The following is an 8,246-nucleotide window of genomic DNA, read 5'->3' on the forward strand; positions in this document are numbered from 1 at the left end:
TTAGTGAGGTGCTCTTCTTTTTTCAATCACTTTCGAAGTTGAGAGTGGGGTAATAACTACTCCTTGTTTATATTTTTATAATCGAAATAATATCCTATCTCTACAAGCCATAAAACATTTAGTTTTGCTTAAGTATGATTTGTTCAGCAAGTGTGACAAGATCTGAGGCCATAAAATTCGGTGTCGGGACATTGGATGCAGGCAGCATGGCATTATAAGGACGCTTGAGAAATGCGCCTTGGCAACCAGCCGCTTGAGCACCTATCGCATCCCAAAGATGAGAAGCAATGAGGCATAACTCTGATGTTTCAACAGACATCTCCTTGGCGACCATTTGATAAGTCTCAGGTGCGGGTTTGAATTTTCCGACAGCTTCTATACTGAATTGCTGCTCAAAGAACTGGCTGATACCTGCCTTTTCAAGTGGTGTGGGAGAAGTACTGCTCGCTGAATTGGTCAATGTCGCCAGTCGAAACCCTGCATCACGTAGCTTGGTCAATGCAGGTATGACATCGGGATGAGCAGGCATTTTTCCCATGAGTGTTTTGAGTTCTGTAATATCGTCATCTGTCAGCGTCACCTGATGGATATCAGCAGTCATTTGTAAAGCGCCAACACCAAGTTCACCGAATGGCGTATAAAGTCCGGATAACGTCATGGTTTGCGAGTAGAGCACCAGTTGTGCAAACCATTCTCGTAACATCAGTTCATCGCCGAATAGACGAATAAACAAAGGGCTGAGGGTGTCGATATCTAATAGCGTCTCATTGACATCAAAGACGACGATGGAGGGAGATGGCTGAGCGGACATAAAGGCTCCTTTTACTAAAGTCTACGAGTGGCTATTTAGCAAATAATGAGTTGGTAAATGATAGCCTGATAAGTGATTAAGAGCCAACACAACCTAAATGCTAGGCTAGCGGTTGAACTAAGGTCGTAATCAACATTCCAAACTATGGTTATAGTAAGAGTATGACTACGATAAGAGACAGTGTGGTGGCGTATATGTTAAGTTTTTGTTATTTCCGAAGGTGTCAGTATTGATAATTTAGGAGTTAGCGCTGACCATAGAGAGTTTGTATTGACCATCAGTAGAACAATTGAAAGGATATAAAAAGTAATATATTATTTTGCATGACAGTAATATCTACTGGACCTACACTCTCAAAAAATGATATATAGTTGTGACGCAAAGAAGGTTTCGCTGCTAATCCACAATTTTTTAGCACAAATGCAGTTTGCTTCTTTAGTGTCACGAACTTCTGTATACCGTACTGTATATAGATTATTCAAACTTTACGTCAACGTTTGCACGCTCATTGCCGTACAATGCAATGTCGGTGTAGACAAGTACGTCTACCATTTTTTATGTTAAGGAAGATACATGAGCATCAGTCAGGCTATCGAAAAAGTCGAAGCACGTTATTCCCACCAACCTGAGTTTGTACAAGCCGTAAAAGAAGTGGCGTCGACCATCGCGCCTTTGTACGATGCTCATCCTGAATATCAACAAATGAAGATATTTGAGCGTCTGGTGGAGCCTGATCGTATCATTTGCTTTCGTATAAACTGGGAAGATGATCAAGGCGAAGTACAAGTCAATCGTGGCTGGCGTGTTCAGTTTAGTAATGCTCTTGGTCCTTATAAGGGTGGTGTTCGTTTCCACCCTACGGTTACGCAGTCGGTTTTGAAGTTTTTGGGTTTTGAACAAATATTCAAAAATGCGCTAACAGGTCTACCGATGGGTGGTGGTAAAGGTGGTGCTGATTTTGACCCAAAAGGTAAATCTGACAGTGAGATTCGCCGCTTTTGTTATGCCTTTATGCGTGAGCTGCATCACTATGTCAGCAAAGACATCGATGTACCGGCTGGTGACATCGGCGTGGGTGGCCGTGAGGTTAGCTATATGTTTGCCATGTACAAAAACTTAACGCGCGAATACGGTGGTGTATTGACAGGCAAAGGTGTTGGTTTCGGTGGTAGTTTGATGCGCACAGAAGCCACGGGTTACGGTGCAGTATATTTCTTAGAAAACATGCTAACAGCACAGAATGAAAGTATCGAAGGTAAGAAAGTACTGATTTCTGGTGCGGGTAATGTCTCTTTGCACGCTGCTGAAAAAGCCACGATGTTGGGCGCTAGTGTGGTGACGGTTTCTGACTCTCAAGGGACTTTGTATGATGAAGCAGGGCTGAATCAAGAAAAGATTGATTGGCTCAAAGCGCAAAAAGCAAAAAGTAAACCATTGGCAGAGTATGTTGATGTGTATGGGGGAGAGTGGTTTGCGAAGCAAAAACCATGGCACATCAAAGGCGATATCGCCATCCCATCAGCAACGCAAAATGAAGTCAATGGAGAAGACGCCAAGTTGATGGTCGAAAACGGGATTAAGTATGTGGTCGAAGGTGCCAACATGCCATTGACGGCTGACGCGGTCGATCATATTCGTGTGCATCGCGTGCACTATGCGCCAGGGAAAGCCGCTAATGCTGGTGGTGTCGCTGTCTCTGCACTTGAGATGTCACAAAACTCAGTGCGTCAGTACAAGACGTTTGAGCAAATTGATGACCGTTTAAAAAGTATCATGAAAAACATCCATGATTCTGCAGCGGATGCATCAAACCAGTATGATAAAACTGATAAGGGTTATATCGATTATATGGCTGGTGCCAATCTTGTGGGCTTTAAGCGTGTTGCTGATGCCTTAATTGCTTATGGCATCTTGAACTAGCGACGGGCATCAATCGATCATTTAGTAATTGTGATTGCTTCTGATATTCTCTAAACATCACTCTACACGCCGACTCTATATCTTATAGAGTCGGCGATTTTGGTGATGCAAAAATGATTATCCGCTGATCTGTCGATTGATAGTTAGGTTGATAGTCAGATAGTCATCCCTTGTCAAGATATTGGGGCGTATCCTTAATTCAATCGATATTCATCTAAATGGGTTAAAAATGGCTAAATGTTGCCAAACAGCGTCAAATAGCTAACTAGTATCTCGATATTATCTGTGCTATTTTCCTTGTTTGACTGCCATTTACCTCATTTTTACTACCATTTTTAAAATGAGGACACGCCCTAGTAATGAACCTACAAACTCTCAAACTACAAAAATTACCACAGTGTTTTTTATCACAAGTATTACAGATATGACAGTCCTTTTCAGGCTGCCATATTCAAGTACAGAACACTTACAGTTAGCATTATTTTTTGCTTTGGCCTACATTAGTCGTACATTACGCAACTTTTTTGTCTCAAACCCATCTCCGTGTACTTGTATCATATAAGGCATTTATTTACAGAGATACATTCCACCATAACCTGAGGGAGAAACTCATGGGAAACACCTTTACGAAATTTAAGCTAACGGCATTAGGTGCATGTTTAACCACGGCTTTAGCGGTTGGTGCAGTGAGTACCACGGTTAGTGCATCTGACCATTCTAATGAAGTACGTGCCGCTCAAGCTGCCAAAATCAGCCTGCAGCAAGCCATCACGACAGCCAGCAGAGATGCCTCTGGTATCTTAGTTAGCGCCGACTTCGATGACGATGATGACCGCAGAAGCAACAGCGGTGTGTATGAGTTAGAGTTCCAAAACGATAGTACAAGCTATGAGTTCACGGTCGACGCGACTACTGGTCAAATTGTTGAGTCTGAATCTGAGCGTTTAGACAGAGATGATATTGAGGAATACAACGTCCAACAGCAAGCAAAAATAAAGGCTGTAGATGCTATTGAGATTGCCGAGAAACACAGCAATGGCCGAGTATTAGACATTGAGTTTGAGGATGATAATATAAGCCGCGCAGACCATTACGAAGTTAAAATCCTTAAAGATAGCAAGATCAGTCAGCTACATATTGACGCAAACACTGGCGCTGTAAACTAGAGATACTGTGAATCAGTAGCAAATTTCGATTTATAAACAGACTGTTCGATTATGATTTCGCTAGTGGTTTGTAATACTCACTACAAGCCACCAGCGATGTAAATAGCCGGAAGGACAGTTGCTGATTTTGGTGTTCCGAGATTCTGATGTTGATATTTCGGTTTCTATGACAGATACCTTATGGTAATGCTTGCTAGTATCGCCGGAGGGTGTTTTTTTGTTTATGCAGTTTTATTTATGCGGTGTGGTTTTAGGCACGCCCTTAGTCTATCCATTGAAATCAGGCTTGGGCTCGAGTGTTGTTTTTCTGAATAAAACAAACCTTCTCAGCTTGGGTTCTTGGCAGGTGTGAGCTGTCTGCACCACAGTCTATTGAGGGCTGCTTTATCCATTGTATTTGTTCCTCTACCAACGCGGCTTGCGTTTCCTCTCCATACAAGCGTTCGACTTCCTGTCGTACAGTACTGTAGCTATCGTTTAATTGTTGATCAGAGTCATTATAGATACTGTCGACCAGACTGGCTTGTGATACTAATGGCAGATAGGAGGTATTTCCTTTGTAGGAAAAGGTAGAGCTATTTGTTGTCTGCTTACTAGCCACGTGTATTTTATTGTTCGATGAATCTATAAATCCGTTGAGATCCTTTCCTGAAAAAGTATAACCCTGAAAGGCACAGGGGGTCGTACCATCATCACATGTACTATGCTTGGTTTGAGTAGGATAAGTCTTGACCTCGTAGGGTGATTTATCGGACCTTTGACCAAGTAATTTGGTTTGTAACATACGCCCCAAATCAGGTGCGACTAGTACCATGTTATCGCAAGTGACATGGCCTTCTTCACAGCCTCGGTAGAGGTTCAAGCGTTGACCGTCAACGTCCATTCCTAAGATAAAATTTGCCTTTTCAGGTTCCAAGGTGAGGCTTGGCTGTGCAGGTGTCCTTGCCGATGCGAACGAGGCAACTAGCATCAAACCAGAAAATAAGAGTATCGGTCTCAATAGGCGAGATGTATGTAAGTCTGTGCAAAACATAATGGCTTCATTACTGCAATAAAAAATTGGTTAACAGTCGTTTAGCACCTTCAGTGGCGAAAGATTCGGGGTGAAACTGTACGCCTTGAATGGGGTAGTCTTTATGCCTTAACCCCATAATTTCTTCGCCTGCTAGCGCCGACTCAGTCAAGCTATACGCATCATGAGCACCGTTAGCGACAACGGAGGTGACAGCCAAGCATTCTGGCAGGGTATCTGCTTTTACCATCAATGAGTGATAGCGCATGATTTCGATGGATTGTGGTAGTCCTTGATATAGACTTGCGCTATCGTGACGAATGGCTGACACCTTGCCATGCATTGGCACATGAGAAAGTATAACGTCTCCACCAAATACATGTGCGATGCCTTGCATTCCTAGGCAGACCCCCAGTAATGGAGTTGTCTTTCCCATCACCTCAATGACTTCTGCACAAATTCCGAAGTATGCAGGATCATCAGGTGCACCAGGACCAGGTGAAATGATGATTCGGTCAAGATTCATTGCTTTTACATCGGCTAAGGTAATCTCATTATTACGTTTTACAATAACATTCGCTTCGATGTCACCGTCCATCGTCTGCAAAATCTCCCCGACATATTGGTAAAGATTAAAGGTAAACGAGTCGTAGTTGTCGATAATTAAAACATTCATGGGGCATAAACTCTTTGGTAAAAGTATTTAGGGCGTGTTGTCGATCTGAACACTAAAGGCTATATGGGCTAAAAAAGCCCAAATCTTCGTTAAAATTTGTCAAATAGATGGTTAGTTTACGGGGTCATGAAGCTGTTTAAGACTACTTTCATGGCAGATAGCTTGCGCTGGATTTCTAAGTACTCATCAGCAGGATTGGAGTCATAGACATTGCCGCCACAAGTTTGGGCATAGGCGGACTCACCATTGATAAACAAACTGCGGATGGGGATGGCAAAGATACAGTCGCCATTGAAGTTAAATGAGCCAAGCGCACCACCATAAGCGCCGCGACCATCCGGCTCTAGCTCATTAATCACTTTGATGGCTTCAACTTTTGGTGCGCCAGATAAAGTACCAGCTGGAAAATTACTGGCGAGTGCGCTAAACATATCTTGATTGGGATGTAAGATGCCGACAATCTCAGACGATATATGTTGGACGTGTGAGAAACGTTTGATATCCATGAGATTACGTACTTTTACCGTCCCGAATCGTGCGACGCGGCCGATATCATTACGATGTAAGTCGACCAGCATATTATGCTCAGCGATTTCTTTTGGGTCGTTTAGTAATGCTCTGGCAAGCTGGCGATCCTCGATGACGTCGGTGCCGCGTTTGGCTGTGCCGGCGAGTGGGTAGGTTTCCATTTCACCTTGACGCAAGCGAAACAATAGCTCTGGTGAAGCCCCAATGATGCACTGCTGAGCAAACTTCATAAAGTACATATGTGGAGACGGGTTGACCGCTCGCAGCTTTTCATACACTGGCATTTTATCGCCAACGATACGATATTTAGATTTAAACCCAACCTCACATTGGAAAACACGCCCCGAGACGATATCTTCTTTCACTTGCATAACGGCGTTGGCGTGTTGCTCTTGACTCATACCATCGCCTAAAAATGCTACTTTAGGTGGCTCATAATCTGGAATGGGGGCGTTGAGTAAGGCTTTGATTTTTTCGATACGATTGTCTTGCTGCTCAGTTGGGTAATAAAAATAGAAAATCTCACCGGTCATTTTATCGAGCGTCAAACCATCTAGGTACACCCCAAACTTGAACGGTTCAAAGTCGTCACTTGGTTTTGCATTGAGACTGGGTTCAAAAAAATTGACACTGTCATAGCCCAAGTAACCGACCAAACCACCACTTTGGTCACGAGCAATCACATGCTGTGGCGTCATCTCTCGTAACAGTTGATAAGGGTTGTCAGTCGTATAATGACTGGTTTCTGCTGTTTTATTATCGGTGACTGCCAACGTCGTGCGGTCGATAGCGGCGATGGTCATGATAGGATCAAAACCAATGGCATGGTGCCGAGAAATATGGCTGTCATCGCCCAAAGACTCGAGTAAATAGCAGGTTTCAAACACGCCTTCAATACGTTTAAATAATTCAAAAAAATCAATGTCTTGGGTGAGTTTTATGCGCTGCGGTTTGCTGGGTATATCAATAGGATTCGGCAAGCTGTGCTGTGGCGTAGTAGGGGTCATAACAGGGTCCAAAATAGTTCGGTATTTATCCAAAAAAATAATATAAATCGAAGTCGTAATGCTGGGATTATTTGGTGTTTTTTCTGTGAGTGTGCAACAAATCGCTGACATCGTGAGCTTGCTGTGCTTTGGCACCGCGTGAGACAGTAGCAATCCCAACACCTAACTGCTCAGATATTTCACGCTGAGTCACACCTTGCGCCAACAGATCAAAAATCCGGATACGGTTGGCAATCTCATGTTGCTCTTTTTCCGTCAATAATGCGCTGAGTAGCATGTCGATATCAGCAGTGTCATTACAGTTGGCTAAGTGCTTCAATAAACTGTGATAGGGGTCGGTAGTCATAGTATTTCATCTAAGTAAAATGCTTGAGCGTTAATTTGTTTCATTATTCTAGTACAGTAGTACGTAGAATGCAAGTGTTGCCTTCTCAATCAGTGCCATTTTCAGTTGATGCGATATTATAGTTTACCAAATATAAAAGACCAGCTAGTTGTGATTAGCTGGTCTTTATAACACTGCTGCCACACGCAAAAAACAAGAAGTGCGCTTAGCTACTTATCCATAATAAACAGCTAAGCTTGTTCTACTGAAATCTCAATCTGCACTTGCCAATCTTCTATATTTAGCTCGTAGCAATTATTGCCTTCGCCATTAATACGGTCAACGACCAAAAAGTCCGAGTCGCAACCAATTGCGAGTAAAGGATGATGCCATACGTTGGCGTCATATTGGATGCCTTGATGTGACTTAGCATAAAAGACTGTCAAGTCATCTGCGGACTGTGGTGGTTCGCCGGCAGGCGCTACCACGACGACATAGTCCTGAGCATTCATCGAAAAAAATGCTTGTGTACCAAACGGATGATACTCCATCACTGATAAGGCAATCGGAATGTCACGTTTTTTGGCACGAAATATACTCATTCCCACATTACCACCATCGAGCTTTGCTTCAGCGATGGCATGATGGCGACATGCATAGCCTTTATTGATGTAGTAGCAATTTTCAGACGTTTGCTCATCTTTATCATACGGCTCGATCACCTTGCCATATGGAGCAAAATCCGCTTTTGTCAGAGGCTTGGCAACGATCGTAGTCTTCATAAGCGTACTCATGACTTTA

The 8,246-nt window shown here is 43.2% G+C and carries 8 protein-coding genes; 2 read left to right on the top strand and 6 right to left on the bottom strand.

What is annotated here, in order from left to right:
• Positions 1-118: 118 nt before the first annotated feature.
• Positions 119-811: a haloacid dehalogenase type II gene (locus L0J61_RS07075; RefSeq protein WP_301465635.1), complete on the bottom strand. Its 693-nt coding sequence runs from the start codon at positions 809-811 to the stop codon at positions 119-121.
• 573 nt (positions 812-1,384) lie between these two features.
• On the opposite strand from L0J61_RS07075, the gene gdhA reads away from it, so the two are divergent.
• Positions 1,385-2,731, top strand: coding sequence for an NADP-specific glutamate dehydrogenase (gene gdhA, locus L0J61_RS07080; protein WP_301465637.1), 1,347 nt, complete (start codon positions 1,385-1,387; stop codon positions 2,729-2,731).
• Positions 2,732-3,342: 611 nt separating this feature from the next.
• Entirely contained in the window at positions 3,343-3,897 is a 555-nt protein-coding gene (locus L0J61_RS07085; RefSeq protein WP_301465638.1) for a PepSY domain-containing protein, read from the top strand.
• A 280-nt stretch (positions 3,898-4,177) separates the two neighbouring features.
• Here the strand turns inward: L0J61_RS07085 and L0J61_RS07090 are convergent, their stop codons facing one another.
• The 5 genes from L0J61_RS07090 to L0J61_RS07110 form a co-directional block, all read right to left on the bottom strand.
• The gene (locus tag L0J61_RS07090) at positions 4,178-4,930 is read right to left on the bottom strand and encodes a lysozyme inhibitor LprI family protein (protein WP_301465640.1); all 753 of its coding nucleotides are present in this window, start codon (positions 4,928-4,930) and stop codon (positions 4,178-4,180) included.
• A 10-nt stretch (positions 4,931-4,940) separates the two neighbouring features.
• On the bottom strand, positions 4,941-5,585 hold the full coding sequence (locus L0J61_RS07095; RefSeq protein ID WP_301465642.1) for an aminodeoxychorismate/anthranilate synthase component II: 645 nt from the start codon (positions 5,583-5,585) through the stop codon (positions 4,941-4,943).
• Between the two features lie 116 nt (positions 5,586-5,701).
• Positions 5,702-7,120 (bottom strand): anthranilate synthase component I family protein, encoded by a 1,419-nt coding sequence (locus L0J61_RS07100; RefSeq protein ID WP_301465643.1) that lies wholly within the window; start codon positions 7,118-7,120, stop codon positions 5,702-5,704.
• Between the two features lie 67 nt (positions 7,121-7,187).
• Positions 7,188-7,466: a Trp family transcriptional regulator gene (locus L0J61_RS07105; protein ID WP_301465644.1), complete on the bottom strand. Its 279-nt coding sequence runs from the start codon at positions 7,464-7,466 to the stop codon at positions 7,188-7,190.
• Positions 7,467-7,696: 230 nt separating this feature from the next.
• Positions 7,697-8,246, bottom strand: a 550-nt coding sequence (locus tag L0J61_RS07110) for an ureidoglycolate lyase (RefSeq protein ID WP_367651946.1), incomplete at its 5' end; no start/stop codon positions are given.

The organism is Psychrobacter sp. (assembly GCF_030457785.1).
GTDB lineage: Bacteria > Pseudomonadota > Gammaproteobacteria > Pseudomonadales > Moraxellaceae > Psychrobacter.

Excerpts from the sequence above, each read along its gene's own strand:
- gdhA (WP_301465637.1), top strand. The coding sequence starts at position 1,385 with ATGAGCATCAGTCAGGCTATCGAAAAAGTCGAAGCACGTTATTCCCAC.
- L0J61_RS07085 (WP_301465638.1), top strand. The coding sequence starts at position 3,343 with ATGGGAAACACCTTTACGAAATTTAAGCTAACGGCATTAGGTGCATGT.
- L0J61_RS07095 (WP_301465642.1), bottom strand. The coding sequence starts at position 5,585 with ATGAATGTTTTAATTATCGACAACTACGACTCGTTTACCTTTAATCTT.
- L0J61_RS07100 (WP_301465643.1), bottom strand. The coding sequence starts at position 7,120 with ATGACCCCTACTACGCCACAGCACAGCTTGCCGAATCCTATTGATATA.
- L0J61_RS07075 (WP_301465635.1), bottom strand. The coding sequence starts at position 811 with ATGTCCGCTCAGCCATCTCCCTCCATCGTCGTCTTTGATGTCAATGAG.
- L0J61_RS07090 (WP_301465640.1), bottom strand. The coding sequence starts at position 4,930 with ATGTTTTGCACAGACTTACATACATCTCGCCTATTGAGACCGATACTC.
- L0J61_RS07105 (WP_301465644.1), bottom strand. The coding sequence starts at position 7,466 with ATGACTACCGACCCCTATCACAGTTTATTGAAGCACTTAGCCAACTGT.